15 protein-coding genes are annotated in these 17,668 nt (G+C 60.5%); 9 read left to right on the forward strand and 6 right to left on the reverse strand.

The genetic code is table 11. The features are described 5' to 3' along the window. The first annotated feature begins 73 nt into the window (after positions 1 to 73). From DSM110093_RS09900 to ligD, 7 genes are all read left to right on the forward strand, one after another. Positions 74 to 874 carry a lytic murein transglycosylase gene (locus DSM110093_RS09900; protein ID WP_243264883.1) on the forward strand — a complete coding sequence of 267 codons (801 nt, stop codon included), beginning with the start codon at positions 74 to 76 and terminating at the stop codon, positions 872 to 874. A gap of 281 nt (positions 875 to 1,155) precedes the next feature. Further along, positions 1,156 to 1,761 (forward strand): hypothetical protein, encoded by a 606-nt coding sequence (locus DSM110093_RS09905; RefSeq protein ID WP_243264884.1) that lies wholly within the window; start codon positions 1,156 to 1,158, stop codon positions 1,759 to 1,761. After that, complete coding sequence (locus tag DSM110093_RS09910) at positions 1,758 to 2,156, forward strand: phage holin family protein (RefSeq protein WP_243260872.1); 399 nt, start codon at positions 1,758 to 1,760, stop codon at positions 2,154 to 2,156. The genes DSM110093_RS09905 and DSM110093_RS09910 overlap by 4 nt, the downstream gene beginning before the upstream one ends. Then, positions 2,146 to 3,450 (forward strand): DUF3618 domain-containing protein, encoded by a 1,305-nt coding sequence (locus DSM110093_RS09915; protein ID WP_243264885.1) that lies wholly within the window; start codon positions 2,146 to 2,148, stop codon positions 3,448 to 3,450. Before DSM110093_RS09910 ends, DSM110093_RS09915 begins: the two co-directional genes overlap by 11 nt. Before the next feature lie 102 nt (positions 3,451 to 3,552). Beyond that, positions 3,553 to 4,470, forward strand: coding sequence for a YihY/virulence factor BrkB family protein (locus DSM110093_RS09920; protein WP_347568621.1), 918 nt, complete (start codon positions 3,553 to 3,555; stop codon positions 4,468 to 4,470). A gap of 11 nt (positions 4,471 to 4,481) precedes the next feature. Continuing rightward, on the forward strand, positions 4,482 to 5,321 hold the full coding sequence (locus tag DSM110093_RS09925) for a Ku protein (RefSeq protein WP_243264887.1): 840 nt from the start codon (positions 4,482 to 4,484) through the stop codon (positions 5,319 to 5,321). Continuing rightward, complete coding sequence (gene ligD, locus DSM110093_RS09930) at positions 5,321 to 7,786, forward strand: DNA ligase D (protein WP_243264888.1); 2,466 nt, start codon at positions 5,321 to 5,323, stop codon at positions 7,784 to 7,786. The genes DSM110093_RS09925 and ligD overlap by 1 nt, the downstream gene beginning before the upstream one ends. A 3-nt stretch (positions 7,787 to 7,789) precedes the next feature. Here the strand turns inward: ligD and DSM110093_RS09935 are convergent, their stop codons facing one another. The 6 genes from DSM110093_RS09935 to DSM110093_RS09960 form a co-directional block, all read right to left on the reverse strand. After that, entirely contained in the window at positions 7,790 to 8,815 is a 1,026-nt protein-coding gene (locus DSM110093_RS09935) for a c-type cytochrome (protein WP_243264889.1), read from the reverse strand. Beyond that, positions 8,812 to 9,387 carry a cytochrome c oxidase assembly protein gene (locus tag DSM110093_RS09940; protein ID WP_243264890.1) on the reverse strand — a complete coding sequence of 192 codons (576 nt, stop codon included), beginning with the start codon at positions 9,385 to 9,387 and terminating at the stop codon, positions 8,812 to 8,814. Before DSM110093_RS09940 ends, DSM110093_RS09935 begins: the two co-directional genes overlap by 4 nt. Next, positions 9,384 to 9,785, reverse strand: a complete 402-nt coding sequence (locus DSM110093_RS09945) for a hypothetical protein (protein WP_243264891.1) — start codon at positions 9,783 to 9,785, stop codon at positions 9,384 to 9,386. The genes DSM110093_RS09940 and DSM110093_RS09945 overlap by 4 nt, the downstream gene beginning before the upstream one ends. Then, positions 9,782 to 12,346 carry a cytochrome c oxidase subunit I gene (ctaD, locus tag DSM110093_RS09950; RefSeq protein ID WP_243264892.1) on the reverse strand — a complete coding sequence of 855 codons (2,565 nt, stop codon included), beginning with the start codon at positions 12,344 to 12,346 and terminating at the stop codon, positions 9,782 to 9,784. The genes DSM110093_RS09945 and ctaD overlap by 4 nt, the downstream gene beginning before the upstream one ends. Further along, on the reverse strand, positions 12,343 to 13,314 hold the full coding sequence (coxB, locus tag DSM110093_RS09955) for a cytochrome c oxidase subunit II (protein WP_243264893.1): 972 nt from the start codon (positions 13,312 to 13,314) through the stop codon (positions 12,343 to 12,345). Before coxB ends, ctaD begins: the two co-directional genes overlap by 4 nt. Positions 13,315 to 13,443: 129 nt before the next feature. Then, the gene (locus tag DSM110093_RS09960) at positions 13,444 to 14,598 is read right to left on the reverse strand and encodes an aminotransferase class I/II-fold pyridoxal phosphate-dependent enzyme (protein WP_243264894.1); all 1,155 of its coding nucleotides are present in this window, start codon (positions 14,596 to 14,598) and stop codon (positions 13,444 to 13,446) included. Between the two features lie 169 nt (positions 14,599 to 14,767). Here DSM110093_RS09960 and DSM110093_RS09965 point away from each other — a divergent pair, with 169 nt between their 5' ends. Then, on the forward strand, positions 14,768 to 15,979 hold the full coding sequence (locus tag DSM110093_RS09965; protein WP_243264895.1) for a bifunctional alpha/beta hydrolase/OsmC family protein: 1,212 nt from the start codon (positions 14,768 to 14,770) through the stop codon (positions 15,977 to 15,979). A gap of 317 nt (positions 15,980 to 16,296) precedes the next feature. Further along, positions 16,297 to 17,601, forward strand: coding sequence for an adenylosuccinate lyase (gene purB, locus DSM110093_RS09970; RefSeq protein WP_243264896.1), 1,305 nt, complete (start codon positions 16,297 to 16,299; stop codon positions 17,599 to 17,601). Positions 17,602 to 17,668 lie beyond the last annotated feature (67 nt).

Genomic DNA, 17,668 nt, shown 5'->3' on the forward strand with positions numbered 1-17,668 from the left:
TACCAACTTAGTTGAACCGTTGCCCGTTTGGGCTAACCTTTGCCCGGTAATACACACGCAGAGGGTCAAACTCATGTTCAAAACACTTTTCACCACCACCGCGGCCATCTGCATGTTCGTGGCCGCGCCTACCTTGGCCGCGCAATGCGGCAATACGGCCAATGGATTTGAAGCCTGGAAAGGTGCCTTTGCCCAAGAGGCCCGCGCCGCTGGTGTCGGCCAGCCGGGCCTGAACGCTTTGGCAAGTGCGCGCTATGCCAACGGCACGATCGCCGCAGACCGCAACCAGAAGTCGTTCAAATATTCTCTGTCCAAGTTCATGCAAGTGCGCGGCGCGGATACGATTGTGGCCCAAGGCCGCAAACGTAAAGCGCGCAATGCTGGTTTCTATAGCTCGCTAGAACAGCGTTACGGCGTGCCTGCGGGCGTTCTTTTGGCGATCCACGGGATGGAGACGGGCTTTGGCGGTTTCATGGGCGATAGTGCTGTCGTCTCGGCCATCACGACGCTGGCCTATGACTGCCGCCGCTCTGACTTTTTCGTGCCCCATGCGATTGGCGCGCTGAAACTGGTGGATCGGGGCGCTATCACGCCAAACACCAAAGGCGCGAAACATGGTGAGTTGGGCCACACGCAGTTTCTTCCCGGCAACGCGTTGAACTACGGGGTGGACGGCAGCGGCGACGGCCGCGTGGATTTCTATAGCGAAGCGGATGCCATCGCCTCCACCGCCAACTTCCTGCGCCAAAAAGGCTGGCAGCCCGGCGCCGGATATCAAGAAGGCCAACCGAATTTCCGCGTCATTCAGGCGTGGAACGCAGCGGGCGTCTATCAAAAGGCCATCGCCATCATGGCCAGCCGCATCGACGGCTGAACTTCTTAAAATTTGTTAAGCAGCGGCGCGTCCTTATAGGGCGCGCCGCTTGCGTTTATGGCCTCCGCCTTGGTTCTGCCCTCGTTTAATCGCCGCATGCCAAAGGGTTCCCAGCTTTCTTTTGAGCCCTTGCGGAACTGCCCGCAGCGTCAGTTGTTGGTCTGTAGATAAGATAATCGACGCAGACGAATGGAGAGACCCATGCACGGAATTTTCTACCTTATCGGCCTGATCGTGGTCGTTCTCGCGATCCTGAATCTCGTATTTTAATGGAGGTCACCATGCCCGAAGACAAGAATACACAGACCCAAACTGCTGCCGCTAAAGAGCAGGCCGCCGCTGCAAAAGACAAAGCTGCCGCCGCCGCGAGCAGCGCCGCAGAATCCGCGAAGGCACAGGCCCGCGACGTGGCCGACACCGTTTCTGCCGAAGCGACCAACTATGCCTACCAAGCCCGCGACACGGCTGCCGACGAAGTTAAAGGCGTGTCCTCTGCCCTGCGCACGGCTGCCGATGAACTGCGCAGCGGCTCCCCGCAAGAGCGCAGCTTTAGCCAGCTTGCTGATGGTTTAGCCGACGTGTCGGAAACGATGCGTGACAAAGACTTGGGCGAAGTCGTCGACGACCTGAACGGCTTTGCCAAGCGTAATCCGCTGACCTTCCTTGGTGGTGCTGCGCTGCTCGGATTTGTTGCTACTCGCTTTGCCAAAGCGTCCGGTTCGCGCCCCAGCGGTGGCTATGGCGGTTCAGGCGTCGAATATGACGATGATGACCGTATCGATCCGCCCATGCCCGGCACGCCGCCGACCGGTGCAGCCAGCACCGTTCCCGGCCGCACTGCTACGCAACCTGCCGCGCCCAACGTCGTAACAGGAGAGAAAGCATGACCACCGAAAGCAATAAATCCGCCGGGAGCCTGCTGACCGAAGCGCTTTCCCATGTCAGTTCACTGATGCGCAAGGAGGTCGATCTGGCCCGCGCGGAAGTGAATGAAAATCTGAAACATGCGGGCGTGGCCATTGGCCTGATCGTCGGTGCTGTGGTTGTGGCGCTGACTGCGCTCAACGTTCTTAGCGCCGCATTGGTTGCCGCACTGACCGAAGCAGGCATCGCCGCTGGCTGGTCGGCTGTGATTGTTGGCGTTCTGCTTGCCATCGTCGCTTATGTGATGGTTCAGAAAGGCACCAATGACCTGAAATTGAACAGCCTTGCACCAACCCGCACCGCCAAAAACGTCAAGCGTGACGCACAGACCATGAAGGAGGTTTACGATGACAAATGACTCCAGAGATCCCGAAGAAATTGAACGCGAAATCGAACGGGAGCGTGCCGGTCTGGCCAATACGCTAGACGACCTTCAGGACCGTTTCTCGGTCGAAGGCATTGCCCGCCAGTTCTCAGACCAGTTCCGTGAACATGGTGGCGACTGGGGACGGTCCGTCTCAGACGCGGCCAAGCGTAACCCGGTGGCTTTGGCCCTGACCGGCGCTGGCCTCGCGTGGATGATGTTCGGCAGTGGAAACAAGCGTGACAGCCGTAGCTATCAGGGGCTGGACCGTGATCGTGCGCATCCTGTGCCCGTCCCTGTCACCAACACGGAAAACCGTCCTGCCGTGCGCGACGCACATCGCTCGGCGGCCCCGGCAAGTGTCTATGCGTCCAATTATGGCGCTGACCGTAGTGCTGGCGATAACGTCCCTGCATGGGCCCGCGACGTACACCACGATGACGACGATGGCCGTGGCCTGGGCGACCGTGCCCGCTCTGCCGCTGGCAGCGTAAAAGGGGCCGCTGGCTCCGCCGTGAGCGGAGTTTCGGGGGCCGCAGGTTCTGCTGCAAGTGGCGTGTCGAATGCTGCAAGTTCCGCTGCGGGTGGCGTAAAAGGCGCCGCCAATTCAGCTGCCGGTCGTGCACGCTCGGCTGGGTCGTCTGTTGCCAGCGGTGCACGCTATGCCCGCGACCGCGCGTCTTACGGTGCAAGCTCGGCCGTCGACAGCGTACGCAACACCGCCAGCGGCGCAGCACATAGTGTTCGTGATAGCGCAAACGCCGCGAATGAACGTGCCCATGCCTTGCGTGACCGTCTATCCGAGGGGACCGAGCATATGAGCGCCGAAGCGCGTGAACGGATTGTTATGGCCCGTGCCGCCGCAGTTGATGCGTGGAACGCCAGTGGCCGCTATGCCCGACAGGGCGGCGAACGCGCCTCGGATCTCTTCGATGAGCATCCCTTTGTCGCCGGTGCACTCGCCTTGGCCGTAGGGGCCGCAATCGGCGCCGCCCTGCCCCGTAGCCGCACCGAAGATGCCTACATGGGCGAACACAGTGACACGCTCTTTAACGAAGCCGAGCGGATCTACTCGGAAGAGCGTGAGAAGCTGGGCAAAGTGGCCAAAGCTGCGACAGACGAAGCTGGCAAGGTCTTGAAAGAGACCAAAGACAACGCCGATGCTGCAGCCGACGAAGACACCGCAGCAGATGCGGCCGTCAAAAAAGCCAAGCAGAGCGGCCAGCGCGTCGCCGACGCTGCCAAAAGCGAAGCCGACAAGCAAAAGCTCGGCGACGTCAACAGCTAACCTACCTAACGGCCCGTCCCTACAATTAGGGGCGGGCATTTTTAGATACTATCAATAGACAGAGGTTTACGTATGGCGCGCGGACGTGGAGCGGAAACGCCAATGGAAATCCCAGCCCCCGGGTGGAAAGACATCCTATTTCGGGTCAAGGACGAAATCGCGGCAGACCACGTGTCACTGGTTGCTGCTGGCGTCGCATTCTACGCGTTACTTGCGATTTTCCCTGCTGTCACCGCCCTCATGGCGCTCGCTGGTTTGGTGATGGAACCTGCCGAGGTGACCACCCAACTCGAAGCGCTCATCAACCTCATTCCCGAAGAAGCGGCCAACATCATTCTCGATCAAGCCGTCGCCGTCACCGGTTCTGAAAAGACCGGCCTTGGCTGGGCCTTCCTAATTGGCTTGGGCCTCGCCCTATACTCTGCTTCCAAAGGTGTGGGCAGCCTGATGGAAGGGCTGAACGTCGCGTATGACGAGAACGAAACCCGCGGGTTCGTCGCAAAATTGATCTGGACTTTGGGCCTCACCCTTATGCTTATTGGCGTGCTATTGCTCGGCCTTGGTGCAACTCTGGCCGTGCCTGCGGTTGTGGGGTTCCTCGCTCTGCCAGAATGGATTGAAACGCTGCTGACCTACGGCAGTTGGGTACTTTTGGCGGTGTTGACTGTTGTCGCTCTGGCCGTGCTTTACCGCTATGGTCCGGCGCGCGATAACGCCGAATGGAAATGGCTCACCCCCGGTTCCATCATTGCTTGCATCCTTTGGATTGTGGCATCGGTCGGTTTCTCCATCTATGTCAGCAATTTCGGCAGCTACAACGAAAGCTTTGGCAGTATGGCCGGGGCGATCATCTTGCTGATGTGGCTTTGGATTTCGGCTTTCATTGTGCTGTTGGGGGCTGAGTTTAACTCAGAGATGGAAGCGCAGACCCGCAAAGACAGCACCACCGGACCGGATGAGCCGATGGGTCAACGCGACGCGGTGAAAGCAGACCGGCTGGGCCGCGCGAAGGGCAAATAGGAGAAAACACCATGGCACCACGCGCACTTTGGAAAGGTCAGCTTCGCCTCTCGCTGGTGTCGATCCCCGTTGAAATATTTTCGGCGACCAAAACCAGTTCAAAGGTGTCGTTCCGGCAAATCCACAAACCTTCGGGCAAGCGTATCCGCTATGAAAAATCAGTGCCCGGCATAGGCCCGATCAAGGCAGAGGACATCGTAAAAGGGTATGAGGTCAGCAACGATGAATACATTCTGCTCGACCCAGACGAAGTGGATCAGATCAAGCTTGAAACAAAGAAGACTTTTGAGCTGGTGCAATTCGTCGACGCCTGCGAAATCTCTCCGCTCTACTTCGACAAACCCTATTACATCACCGCGTCGGATGATCTGGCCCAAGATGCCTACCGCGTGGTGCGGGATGCATTGCGCCAAGCAGGCAAGGTTGGGCTGGGTCAGGTCACGATGCGCGGCAAAGAATACCTCGCCTGCGTCAAACCCTGCGGCGATGGGCTGCTGATGGAGACGCTGCATTACGCAGATGAACTGCGCGAGGCGGATCAGATTTTCACCGATGTCGAAGATGACGACACCGACAAGGATCTGCTCGATGTTGCGACCTCTCTGATCGACACAAAAACCGCGCCATTTGATGCCTCCGCCTATACCGACAAATATGCCGAGGCGATGCAGAAGCTTCTCGATGCAAAGGTGAAAAACAAAAAGACACCGCGCGTGCAGACCGGGGATGACAGCGCTGCCGAGGGCGAGAATGTTATCGACCTGATGAGCGCGCTGAAAGAAAGCCTTAAGGAGGCTGGCGGCAATAAGTCTGGCGCTAAGAAGAAGGCGCCGCGTAAAAAGGCATCGTAATGGGCAAATCACCTGACAAGCTCGCCAGCTATAACGACAAACGCGATTTCAAAGCGACTTCTGAGCCGCGTGGTCAAATCGGCAAGGGCGCAGGGCAAAGCTTTGTGGTTCAAAAACACGATGCCACTCGGCTGCATTACGACTTTCGTCTTGAATGGGAGGGGGTCTTGCTTAGTTGGGCTGTCACCAAAGGCCCCTCGTCGGCGCCCTCTGAAAAACGGCTTGCCGTGAGGACCGAAGATCACCCGCTGGAGTACGGCGGGTTTGAAGGGACCATTCCCAAAGGGCAATACGGCGGTGGCACGGTTATGCTGTGGGATCGCGGCACGTGGATGCCGCAGAGCGATGTTGCCAAAGGGTTAAAAGACGGCAAGCTGAAATTCACGCTTCAGGGACAGCAGATGCAGGGCGGCTGGACCCTTGTACGTATGCACAGCGGCGAAAAGCGCGAGAATTGGCTGCTGATCAAAGAACGCGATGACTATGCAGATGATGTGCCCGACGGCCTGACAAAAGGCACTGCGCGGTCGATCACCTCAGGCCGGACAATGACCGAGATCGCCAAAGATGCACCCGCCAAAGAAGTCTCTGATCCGCGCCCCAAACGTAAGGGCAAAAACCCCGCATTCGTGAAACCGCAGCTTGCCACGCTGGTCAGCGACGCGCCCGAAGGCGGAGATTGGATCCATGAAACCAAGTTTGATGGCTACCGCTGTCTTGTGTCAATCGGCAAAAGCGGCGCGCGGCTTTATACGCGGTCGGGTAACGATTGGACGGATAAGTTCTCAGGTTTGGCAGGTGCGTTTGACACGCTGCCCTGTGACCGTGCGCTGCTGGACGGAGAGGTGATGGCCGCCAAGATCAAAGGGTCGGCTTTCTCTTCGCTGCAACGGGCACTGAAAGAAGGGCATCCGCTGGTCTTCTACGCCTTCGACCTGCTGTCGCTTGATGGTGAGGATTTTCGCGCTACTGCCCAAGATGATCGCCGTGCGCGGCTGGCAAAGCTGCTGTCTGGTGTAGCAGCAGGCGGCTCACTGCGCCTAAGCGACCATGTTGTTGGTCACGGGCCCGAAGTCTTTGATCGCGCTTGCAAGGCCGGGGCCGAGGGGATCATCAGCAAACGCATCGAGGCCTCCTATTCTGGGAAACGCAGCCGGAACTGGCTAAAGATCAAATGCACACGGCGGCAGGAATTTATCATCATCGGCTATTCGCCGTCCGACAAAAAGGGCCGCGCCTTCGCCTCTTTGTTGCTGGGCAGTCATGAGGGCGGGGAACTGCGCTATAAAGGCCGTATCGGGACCGGATTTTCCACTGATGTGATGGATGATATTTTCCGCGCCATGACCGCGTGCAAGACCCCGCCCGCCAAAGACACCCCGCCCGAGGTTGCCCGCGGTGCCAAATGGGTCTGCGCCGATCTGGTGGCCGAAGTCGATTTCACCGAATTTACCGCAGATGGCGTGATCCGGCATGGCAGCTTTTTGGGGCTTCGCCGGGACAAAAAGGCGTCAGAGGTCACATTGGAAGAGCCGGAGGAGGAACCGGAAATGAGCACTGGCAGCGACAGCAAAATCGGCGGTGTGCCAATCAGCAATGGCGACCGCAAAGTCTTTCCCGATGCCGGTTGCACCAAGGGTGATGTGGCGCGGCATTACGACCGGGTTGGCGCGCAAATGATCGAATTGATGGGTCAGCGCCCATTGTCGCTGTTTCGCTGCCCATCAGGGATCGACGGCCAGTGTTTCTTTCAAAAGCACGACAGCGGCGGGATGCCCGATGCACTGTCGCGGGTATGTATCGAGCAAAGCGATGGCGATGCCGCCGATTACCTTTACGCCACGCGGACCGAAAGTCTGATCGCGGCGGCGCAAATGGGCAGCCTTGAGTATCATATTTGGGGCGCGCGGGTGGATCGGTTGGACCGCCCAGACCGGCTGGTCTTTGACCTTGATCCAGATGAGGGTTTGGACTGGGACGATGTGCGCGCTGCGGCTTTCGAGGTACGCGATGCGCTGAGCATACTTGGCCTTAATTCGGGTGCCATCGTCACGGGTGGCAAGGGGGTGCATGTCTGGCTGGCCTTGCGCCGCACACGGGGCTGGGACACGGTGAAACTGTTCTCGAAAACGTTCGCGCATGTGATGTCCACCCAGCAGCCAGAACGTTACACCGCGAGCATGTCCAAGGCGAAACGCAAGGGCCGTATCTTCATTGATTGGCTTCGCAACGAACGCGGCTCAACCGCGATCGCGCCCTATTCTCTCCGCGCCCGCCCCGGTGCGCCGGTGGCTGTGCCAGTGACTTGGAAGGAGTTGGAGAAACTCGACAGCGCCAATGGGTTCCACATGGGTGATATGGCGGCGCGGCTGGACCACCCCTGCCCGGCGCTGGCGGTGCAGGGCGATCTACAATCGCTGACAGATGGGGTGATTGAAAAGTTGCAGGCATGGTCGGAGGGCTAAGAGCTACTCAGCCGAGAGCCCCGCGAAGTAGTCCGCCAAGGCTGTGATATCCGCATCACTCAAATCCTGCGCAGCCTTGCGCATCAGATGCGTCCGTTCCCCACCGTCCCGATGGCCATCGCGCCAAAGCCTAAGCTGGCCCGCAAGGTACGCCCGGCTTTGCCCGATGAGAAGCGGCGCGATCGGTGCGTTGGCCATCCGCCCCGGCCCATGGCAAGCGGTGCAGGCGGGCACATCGCTGTTCCCGCGGGTTGCCAACTGCGCACCGGGGGTGTTGGTCTCAGGCGCGGGGTCAGCCTGCCGTTGCGGGCCTTTGGACGTGCCGAATTTCTGCGCCAGTGCCGCGATCTGACTATCGCTGAGCGCCATCGCCGCCTCTTGCATAATGCCACTTTGTCGCTGGCCACTGCGATACTGGCGCAGCGCCTCGGCGATCTGGCCGGGGGTAAGCAGATCAAGGCGCGGGATATGGCTGTTACCACTCTCGCCACCTTCGCCATGGCATTGTGCACAGCTCGCCTGCCCGCGACCTTCGCCTGCCAGCGCTACCTGCCCCGCCGCGTCGGGCAGTGCGTTCAGATAGGCCACGACCGACCAAACCTCATCGTCGCGATCTTTGGCAGGCCAATGCGGCATGCCGGTCATTTTTACGCCCTCATTGACGATCCAAAACATCTCTCCCGGTGTCCAACCGGTGATGCTGCTGACATGCGGCGGGGTCGGCTCCATCGCCTGTGCCGTGGCGCCTTGCCGTTGCCCCGGCAGCGCGTGGCAAAAGGCGCAGGCGTTCCTGAAATGCAACGCGCCGAGCTTCACCCGATCTGGCGAGCCTATGTCATCTGGCACCTCTTCTGGCCCCGGTGCGCGCAGTTTGACCGACTGTTTAAAGGTCGTGTGCATCAACCACGTCACCCCCCACATATGCCCCTCGCGGGCCGAGACATTGTAAAGCCCGATCGCCACGACAGAAACTGCCACCACGGCGCCAGTTGCTGCCACTGCGGCGAGGGTCTGGATCACCCGTTTCATGCCATTTCCCTTTTGTCTTCCAGCGCCTTAGCGACCAGCGCCAATCCTGCGACCAGATAAATCGGCGTGCCGATCCCCAGCATCAATAGCCCGCCCAACTGCTGCGCGTCGAGATCCGGCGCACGGCCACAGATCACAGCATAAAGGTCGCGGGGGGCAAGGATAATCAACGCCCCCAGCAGCGTCATATGCATGGAGGTCAGCAGCAGCCCGCCTGCTCCGGCCAGCGGCTCCCCACGCAGACAGCCGGCCCAGACCAGCAAACCGGCCAGCGCAAAACTTAGCTGTTCAAAGACCAGCCCCGGCCAGCCGCCATCGGCCCAGCCGTGCAATGCGGGCAAATGCCAGCCCCAGACCACGACGAACTCAACCACCGCGCCCAAAAGCGGCGACAGGGCGAAAATCGCTTTGACCTCTGGAAAACCCAGCACCAGCAGCGGCGCCACCACAGCCACCAGTCCCATATGCCGCAGCATGTGATGCGGAAAGTCGGCGCCAAACCATTGCCCCAGAGGCAAAATCCAGAGCACAGCCAACAGCGCCAGCCCGGCATATCCCAGCCCTACCCTCATCCGCAGCTGCCGATGAGCAGCACGGGCAGCGATACATAGACCACTCCGATGAAAGAGATTACCGCCAGCAAAAACGCCGCGTGCCCAAGGAATTGATGCCGGTCTTCGCTTGTTCCTGCGTCATTCTCCCACTCGCGGTCGCGGGGCATATCCCATTGCCGCCATGCGCCCCATGCCAGCCAGAGGATCAGCGCCAGCGCAATCAACGTGCCGATCCCGATGCCCACACGTAGCAGCGTTACCACGTCGGCCCCGCCCTTGGCACAGACGACGGCTGCCGCCCCATAAGAAACCGTGAAATGCACCGCCCAGATCAATGGGCTGAAGGTGATCCTCCATAGGCTCAGCGCCTCGGCGCGAAACTCATGGGCGTCTTGTTCGTCGCGAATATCGCTCATGACAGCCACCCCGGTGCGAGGCCCAAGATCGCGGCGGTCACCATCACTTTTACGGCCATGAAATGCCAATAGAGCGTGACATTGCGCAGATCGGCATCATAGCGCGGGGTCAGCTTGCCAAAGACGCTCGCGGCCAAGCAATAGCCCTGCATCAACACACCCACGCTTAGATGCACCACCAACCAGACCATCAGCGCCCAAAGGATCGCGGGGTAAACATGGGAGGTCGGGTCCAAATCACGCACGGCGACCCAAGCGGCGACGCATGCCACAGCCGCAGCCAATGGTGCCAAGACCAGCGCGGCGCGGGCCAGTCCCAGCCTTCCGCGTATATTCGCCTCTCTCGCAGCGAGCGTCAGCGCCCAAGCCGTCACGCCCGTCAGCGCAGCCACAGCGACCCAATGGCCCAGAGGATGCATCGCCCCGTCGGGCGGGAAATCAGACCGGGCGGTCCAGTAGAAAAAGAACCCGAAAACCACACTGGCAAAGGCCGTGGCATCACCCAACATGGTGATCCACATGGCCCACCAACCGACGGAATCCGGCCCTGAGGCATATGTCGGCAGGCGCAGGCCCAGCCCCGCATCGCGCATCTCTTCCTTCGGAGGACGTGCGGTGGTGGTCCAGAGCCAATACATGATGCAGACGATGGCAAAGGCCCCGCAGATGATGGCAGGTGTGTAGATGTGAAAGGTGGGAAAGATGAACGCCCCGCCGGTGAAAATCGCGGCGAGGATGGTGATCCATGCAGGCCCCGTGACACGCTGCACATGCACAGGCTTGGCGTCGATCACGCTGGTCACGATGGTCTCGCGCTGGTGCTCTGGCGCGTCGGGCAGATAATAACGGCCTGCGTCCATCCGTTCGACCAGTTGCGGTTGATCCCACAGCGGATAGCGCGAGGTGATATGTGGGACAGAGCGCACGCCCCACGCCTCCTCTGGCACCTCATGGGAGAACTCAAGCGTGCCCGCACCCCAAGGGTTTCGCGGGATCTGACCTTGGGCCTTTTTCGGGCGCAGCAGATCATAGAGGAACACGGCAAAGCCCGCCGCAATGATGAAAGCCCCCAATGTCGAGATCAGGTTCAGCCAGCCCCAGCCGGAACTTTCGGGGTACGTAAACACCCGGCGCGGCATGCCCATCAACCCGGTCAGGTGCATCGGCAGAAAGGTGATGTTGAAGCCCGAGAAGATCAGCCAGAAGGCCCAGAGACCCAAGCGTTCGCTCAGCAATTTTTTGGCCATGAAGGGATAGAAATAATAGACCCCCGCGATCACCGGGAAAACCATGCCGCCGAAAAGCGTGTAATGCAGATGCGCCACGATGAAGTAGGTATCATGCACCTGCCAGTTGAACGGCACGATGGCCAGCATGACCCCCGTTAGACCGCCCGCGACGAAGATCGCCAAGGCCCCCGCGATCCAGAGCATCGGCAACGTCAGCTTCACCCGCCCCACCATCAGCGTGGCGACAAAGGCGAAGATTTGGATGCCCGTGGGTATCACGACCGCCTCAGACGCCGCTGAAAAGAATCCTAGTGAAATCTGCGGCAACCCGGTGGTGAACATGTGGTGCACCCAGAGCCCGAAGCTGAGGAACCCTGTGCCAACGGCGCTCAACACGATCCACGAATAGCCCACGATGGGCCGCTGCGCGACGGTGGGCACGATCATCGCGGCGATGGCGATGGAGGGTAGGAAGACGATATAGACCTCCGGATGCCCGAAGATCCAAAACAGATGCTGCCATAAGATCGGATCGCCCCCGCGCGTGGGGTCAAAGAACGGCCAGTCAAAAGACCGCTCCAACTCGAAGAGGAAATCCCCGGCGATAAGCGGCGGGAAGGCGAACAGGATCATGCCCCCCACAACCAACACATACCACGCATAGAGCGGCATGATGTTGACCCGCATCCCCGGCGGACGGCATTTCAGCGCGCCGACGATCAACTCAACGGCCGCCGCGATGGAGGCGACCTCGATGAAGCTCAGCCCCAAAAGCCAGACATCGGGGCCGATCCCCTCTTCTTTGGTGGCCAGCGGCGGGTACATGAACCAGCCTGCCTTGGGTCCGGAATCGAACAGAAGCGAGCCCAGCACAAAGCAGCCACCGATCAGAAAGCACCAATACCCGTAAGCAGATAGCCGGGGAAACGGCATGTCCCGAGCGCCGAGGAAGGCGGGCAGCAGCAGGATCGAGATTGCCTCAAACATCGGCACGGCAAAGAGAAACATCATCGCCGAGCCGTGCATGGTGAAGAACTGGTTGAACCGGTCCGCGTCCAAAAATGTCATGTCTGGAAAGGCCAGCTGCACCCGCATCAATAGCGCCAGCACCCCTGCAATCAGCATAAAGGCCAGCGCCGTCAGCGCATACCATTTGCCCACTTCAGAGTTATTGACGGCGGTGACATAGCGCCAACCTTGCGGCGTCTTCCACGCCGCGCGCACCTCTGCCGCGCCGCGCTGTTGCTCGGCTTCTGATACCGGCTTGGAAAGCGCCTCTTCGCTTGGTGGGTACGGGCCTTCGGCCACAGGGAGCGATGCGGTCTTTGTCATGTCAGCCCCTTCAGATAAGCGGCCAGTGCGTCCAAGTCTTCGGGGGCAAGATGGTCATAGCTTGGCATGGCGACCTCGGGTTTCAGGCTTTCGGTATGGGCGATGAACCGGGCAAAATCTTCTTCGCTGCCGTTCAGAATGCCCGCACCGATGCTTTTCCGGCTGCCGACATGGGTCAGATCCGGCCCCACCTGCCCCACCGCCTGCGTGCCGCGCACGCTATGGCAAGCGCCGCAGCCCTCGCGGGCAAAGACCTGCGCCCCACGAACAGCCTCTCCGCTGGCGGGCGCGGTGGCTGCCACGGCCTCAGCCGTCAACCATTCGGCAAAGTCTTCGGGCGTCATCACCACCGTTTCAAACGCCATCAACGCATGTGACGCACCGCAGAATTCAGCGCATTGCCCACGGTAAACGCCCGGCTCTTCGGGCAGGAACGACAGATACGTCTCGCGCCCCGGGATCATATCGACCTTCCCGCCAAGGGCGGGCACCCAGAAGGCATGAATCACCTTATGCGCGTTCAGCACCAAGCCGGTGCGCCGCCCCGTAGGCAGCCGCAATTCATTGGCCGAGGTTACGCGGCTGCCATCGGGCAATTCATAATCCACGCGCCACCACCATTGTTCAGCCGTGATATGGACCTTGAGACCCGGATCGGCCTCGCGCTGCGGTTTCATCATCGGCAGGCTATAGGTCAAAAGCGCCCCCAGCAGGATGACCGGAAAGATCACCCCGCCGCCGACGATCAGCGCCTCACCCCAGCGGCGCGGCATTTCGCGCGGCTCGACCCTTGTGACATAAACAAAAATCGCCGCCAGCAGCAGCCAAAGTACAACCGCGCCGCCGAACATTAGCCAGATCAACGACAGCACGTCCTGCGCATCGCGCCCGGCCGGGTTCAGCACCGATTGCCGCCCTTCGCAGGCAGATAGCGCCATCAGGCTCAGGCAGATCAGCATCAGGCGCATGGTGTTGGCTCCGTCATTCCGCTGGCATATTGGTCAAGGTTTCGCGTCAGAGTGGCACAGGCCGCCCCGTGGGAACAGGGCCGCCCTGTGCGAATTTGACCCTCAAAGGACGGCTGCCAGCCCACCCGTTCATTGACCGAGCGCTTGGCCCAGATCGGCGCGAAGGTCACCGACATCCTCAATCCCGACCGACAGTCGCAACAGTCCTTCGGGGATCCCGGTGTGGGGCTCGATGGTGTGGCGATGCTCAACAAGACTTTCCACGCCGCCAAGCGAAGTCGCCCGGTGGAAAAGCTGCAACCGCCCTGCGGCTTTCAGAGCCGCCTCCGCCCCGCCCTTGACGACAAAGGACAACAACCCGCCATAGCCTCCGCTCATCTGCTGCGCAGCAAGGGCGTGGCCGGGATGGTCTGGCAGACCGGGGTACATCACCTGTTCCACCTGCGGATGATCCGCCAGAAACTCGGCCAAGTTCATGGCATTGCGGGACATTTCGCGCATTCTGAGCGGCAAGGTGCGCATGCCGCGCGCCAGCAACCACGCCTCCATCGGGCCGATCACGGCACCTGCCTCATTCCGGTCATCGCGGATCATCTGCCAGCGCGGTGCGCCCACGTCATTGGTGGCCAAAGACCCGGCCAAAACGTCGGAATGGCCGTTGATCCCTTTGGTTGCCGAATGCATGACAATATCCGCGCCATGCTCCAGCGGATGGCTCAGCACGGGCGACGCCGCCGTGCTGTCGACGACCAGTGTCGCGCCCACCTCATGCGCGGCGGCGGCGGCGCCCGCGATATCGGTGATGCGCAGCCAGGGGTTTGAGGGGGTCTCGATCAGACAAAGGTCAGGCTTTTCGGCACGGCAGAGCGTGTTAAAGGCATCCAGATCAGAGGCGTCGACCTCATGCAGCGAAATCTGACGCCGGTTGCAGAAATCACGGATCCATTTCGTCGTGCCCCAGTAAATCTGGCTCTGCACCACCACACGCGCGCCATTCGGCACGGTGCGAAAGACCGCTGCGATTGCTGCCATGCCCGAGGGGAAGATCAACGTCTCTTCGGCCCCTTCGAGCGCATTCAGGATACGCTCCGCCACGCGGGTATTTTCGTTATGCGAACGCAGATAGACGTTATCGGGGTTTACCAGCGCGTAATTCTCATCGCGCAGATAGGTGGTGGCGAATTGCACGGGCGGCACGACCCCGCCCGACGCAGGATCAATGGCCCCGGCGGCTTGGGCCGCGATGGTGGCAGGGTGCAGATTTGGTTTGGGGGGCTGGGCCAAGGTTGTTCTCCGACAGGTGTTTTAAACGAGTGGTATACAAAGCAACAAGCCGGAGCAAATGCGATCACGCGCAATGCTTTCGCGTCACGCTTGGGTGAGCGGATGGCCGCAGCCCTTGATCCGACGGTAGAAAACGTCACCTTTGACGCAACCCAATCAGGAGCGCCCTATGGCCACCGAACGCATCACATTCCCCGGCCCGGGTGGCACGGAACTGGCCGCACGGCTGGACATGCCCGACGGGCCGCATCTGGCAACCGCGCTTTTTGCGCATTGTTTTACCTGCGGCAAAGACATCCCCGCCGCGCGGCGCATCGCCGGGCGTCTGGCGGCGATGGGCATTGCCGTGCTGCGCTTTGATTTCACCGGGTTGGGCCATTCGGGCGGCGAGTTTGAGAACACATCGTTTTCGTCGAATGTTGATGATCTGATCGCCGCTTGTAGCTATCTTTCCAGCCGTGACATGGCCCCTGCACTGCTGATTGGTCATTCGCTGGGCGGGGCGGCGGTGCTGAAAGCGGCAGCGCAACTGGCGCATGTCAAAGCGGTCGCCACGCTCGGCGCGCCCTTCGATCCGGCCCATGTCACCCATAATTTCGCCGAGAGCCTGCCTGAGATTTCTGCCAGGGGCAGCGCTGAGGTCAACCTTGGCGGGCGGCCGTTCACCATCAGTCAGGGCTTTATCGACGTTGTGCAGGGCGCCTCCCTCGCCCCCGATATCGCCAAGCTGAAAGCCGCGCTGCTGGTGCTCCACGCCCCGCGCGATGAGATTGTGAGCATCGACAACGCGGGCCAGATTTTTCTGGCCGCGAAACATCCCAAAAGCTTTGTCACCTTAGACGATGCCGATCACCTCATCACCCGCGCGGGCGATGCCGAATATGCGGCAGAGATCATCGCCACATGGGCGGATCGCTATATGACACTGAAATCCCCCGCCCCGCCCCCCGGTGCGCCGGAGGGGATCGTGCGCGTGACCGAAGCCGACGCCGATGGATTCTTGCAAGACGTGAACGCAGGCGCGCACCACCACGCGCTGGCGGATGAACCGCTGGCCTATGGCGGCACCAATCGCGGCATGTCGCCCTATGGGTTTTTGTCCGCAGGCTTGGGCGCTTGCACTTCGATGACGATCCGCATGTATGCCCGGCGCAAGGGCTGGCCGCTGACGGGTGTCAGCGTCGATGTTTGCCACGACAAGGTTCATGCGCAGGATGCGGGCACCGGTGCTGCGGAGAAGATCGACACGTGGCGGCGGCGTATCCGGTTAGAGGGGGATTTGAGTGAGGAACAGCGCCAGCGGTTGTTGGAGATCGCGGATAAATGCCCAGTGCATCGGACGTTGGAGCGGAGTTCGAAGGTAGTGACCGAACTGCTTTAGCTACAACATGTTTACCATCCCGGCCCGGAATCAAGCCGCAGGCGCCGGGCCATCGTCTGCCCGCCCGTCACGCCAAAGGCGTGTCAAAATCGGGCGGGCGCACCTTTGGTGCGACCGGGTAGGCGTTTTGGTGAGGCTGGGCGTAACCTCGCGAGCGCACATCATGGTTGAGCCATAAAGCGGCACCGGCTTACGTATGATCGCCGACCCGCGGGCAGGCGATGGCCCTCGTCACCCTCACCACCCCAGACTTGTCCTTAACCCCAAGTCAGTCTATGCCGCCCCTGACCCATCCCCTGTCCTAAAAAGGTGCGCGCATGATCCCCCGCTACTCCCGTCCCGATATGGTTGCCGTTTGGTCGCCGGAAACGAAATTCCGCATCTGGTTCGAGATCGAGGCCCATGCCTGCGACGCGATGGCCGATCTGGGCACCATCCCGCGCGAGAATGCCGACGCCGTGTGGAAAGCCAAAGACGTTGAATTCGACGTGGCCCGCATCGACGAGATTGAGGCCGTCACCAAACATGACGTTATCGCCTTCCTCACGCATCTGGCCGAACATGTCGGCAGCGACGAAGCGCGTTTTGTGCATCAGGGCATGACCTCCTCAGACGTGCTTGATACCTGTTTCAACGTACAACTGACCCGCGCCGCTGATCTGCTGCTGGTCGGCATGGACAAACTCCTCGCCGCGTTGAAGAAACGCGCGCTTGAGCATAAAGACACCGTACGCGTGGGCCGCAGCCACGGCATCCACGCCGAGCCCACGACCATGGGCCTGACCTTCGCCCGCTTCTATGCCGAGATGGACCGCAACCGCGCCCGCCTTGTGGCAGCACGTGAAGAGATTGCCACCGGCGCAATCTCGGGCGCAGTCGGCACCTTCGCCAATATCGACCCGCGCGTCGAAGAGCATGTCTGTGAGAAACTGGGCCTCAACCCTGAGCCGATCTCGACCCAAGTCATCCCGCGCGACCGTCATGCGATGTTCTTTGCCACGCTCGGCGTCATTGCCAGCAGCATCGAAAACGTGGCGATTGAAATTCGCCATATGCAGCGCACCGAAGTGCTGGAAGGCGCGGAATTCTTCTCCATGGGGCAAAAAGGCTCCTCGGCCATGCCGCATAAGAAAAATCCGGTGCTAACCGAAAACCTCACCGGGCTTGCCCGTCTGGTGCGCATGGCCGTGGTTCCGGCGATGGAGAACGTGGCGCTCTGGCACGAACGCGATATCTCGCACTCTTCCGTTGAGCGTGGCATCGGGCCTGACGCGACTGTCACACTTGATTTCGCCCTGCACCGTCTGGCAGGCGTCGTCGACAAAATGCTGATCTTCCCCGAGAACATGCTGGAGAATATGAATAAATTCCCCGGCCTGGTGATGAGCCAGCGGGTGCTTCTGGCGCTGACCCAAGCGGGCGTGAGCCGCGAAGACGCCTATTCCATGGTGCAGCGCAACGCGCTGAAAGTCTGGGAAGAACGCCTTGATTTCCGCGACTTGCTGCTGGCCGATGCCGAAGTTGTCGCGGCCTTGGGCGAAGATGGCATCAACGAGAAATTCGACATGGGCTATCACACCAAACATGTCGACACGATCTTTAAGCGCGTCTTCGGCGCGTGATGCGTTCATCGTAATGCTTTGAGATTGGCGCAGACGGGTGTATCCTGTCTGCGCCTGTCAAAGGAGC

It is taken from the genome of Sulfitobacter sp. DSM 110093, assembly GCF_022788715.1.
Lineage (GTDB): Bacteria > Pseudomonadota > Alphaproteobacteria > Rhodobacterales > Rhodobacteraceae > Sulfitobacter.

Excerpts from the sequence above, each read along its gene's own strand:
- DSM110093_RS09965 (WP_243264895.1), top strand. The coding sequence starts at position 14,768 with ATGGCCACCGAACGCATCACATTCCCCGGCCCGGGTGGCACGGAACTG.
- DSM110093_RS09900 (WP_243264883.1), top strand. The coding sequence starts at position 74 with ATGTTCAAAACACTTTTCACCACCACCGCGGCCATCTGCATGTTCGTG.
- DSM110093_RS09935 (WP_243264889.1), bottom strand. The coding sequence starts at position 8,815 with ATGAAACGGGTGATCCAGACCCTCGCCGCAGTGGCAGCAACTGGCGCC.
- DSM110093_RS09925 (WP_243264887.1), top strand. The coding sequence starts at position 4,482 with ATGGCACCACGCGCACTTTGGAAAGGTCAGCTTCGCCTCTCGCTGGTG.
- coxB (WP_243264893.1), bottom strand. The coding sequence starts at position 13,314 with ATGCGCCTGATGCTGATCTGCCTGAGCCTGATGGCGCTATCTGCCTGC.
- DSM110093_RS09920 (WP_347568621.1), top strand. The coding sequence starts at position 3,553 with ATGGAAATCCCAGCCCCCGGGTGGAAAGACATCCTATTTCGGGTCAAG.
- DSM110093_RS09945 (WP_243264891.1), bottom strand. The coding sequence starts at position 9,785 with ATGAGCGATATTCGCGACGAACAAGACGCCCATGAGTTTCGCGCCGAG.
- purB (WP_243264896.1), top strand. The coding sequence starts at position 16,297 with ATGATCCCCCGCTACTCCCGTCCCGATATGGTTGCCGTTTGGTCGCCG.
- DSM110093_RS09940 (WP_243264890.1), bottom strand. The coding sequence starts at position 9,387 with ATGAGGGTAGGGCTGGGATATGCCGGGCTGGCGCTGTTGGCTGTGCTC.
- DSM110093_RS09905 (WP_243264884.1), top strand. The coding sequence starts at position 1,156 with ATGCCCGAAGACAAGAATACACAGACCCAAACTGCTGCCGCTAAAGAG.
- DSM110093_RS09915 (WP_243264885.1), top strand. The coding sequence starts at position 2,146 with ATGACAAATGACTCCAGAGATCCCGAAGAAATTGAACGCGAAATCGAA.
- DSM110093_RS09910 (WP_243260872.1), top strand. The coding sequence starts at position 1,758 with ATGACCACCGAAAGCAATAAATCCGCCGGGAGCCTGCTGACCGAAGCG.
- ctaD (WP_243264892.1), bottom strand. The coding sequence starts at position 12,346 with ATGACAAAGACCGCATCGCTCCCTGTGGCCGAAGGCCCGTACCCACCA.
- ligD (WP_243264888.1), top strand. The coding sequence starts at position 5,321 with ATGGGCAAATCACCTGACAAGCTCGCCAGCTATAACGACAAACGCGAT.